1 pseudogene is annotated in these 524 nt (G+C 35.9%); it reads left to right on the top strand.

The features are described 5' to 3' along the window. Positions 1 to 289 precede the first annotated feature (289 nt). Positions 290 to 524: pseudogene (locus CA600_RS32275) on the top strand (transposase); the annotation flags it as partial.

Consider the following 524-nt stretch of genomic DNA (forward strand, 5'->3'; position numbering starts at 1 on the left):
GAGTCGCACACCTAACCTATATATCGGCTTGACTTCCCATTATTTTACTCTAAATCCTTTCTTTTATTTTTTGATTCTAATGACTGCTGTAAGAATAAGTAGATAGTAAAAAAACAGGTTGATTCTTGTATCTGATGCTTTATATTATTTAATTAACATTGTTAGAAATTCTTCGAAGTACTTTCTTGTCAAATAAGTCTCTAAAATATATTGTGTAAACTCTTAAACCATTTAAATGAAAATAATAGAAGGGTTGGGGAAACACATGTGACTTTGGACAAAACAACAATTGCGGGAGTTTATCAAGGACAGTAATTTGGTTTCTGTAAAAAATGAGCAGAATGCCTTAAGGATCTATTTACCGAAACGATTCAGGAGATGTTAAAAACCGAAATGGATACTCATTTGGGCTATGGCAAGCATGAAGTCAGGGCGAAGCTCACACCCAACAGTCTCCACGGAAAGAGTCGGAAAACGGTAGTCAGTGAGTATGGAGAGCAGGAAATCGTTATCCCTCGAGACTG

Source organism: Paenibacillus sp. VTT E-133280, assembly GCF_002264385.1.
Taxonomy (GTDB): domain Bacteria; phylum Bacillota; class Bacilli; order Paenibacillales; family Paenibacillaceae; genus Paenibacillus_AQ; species Paenibacillus_AQ nitricinens.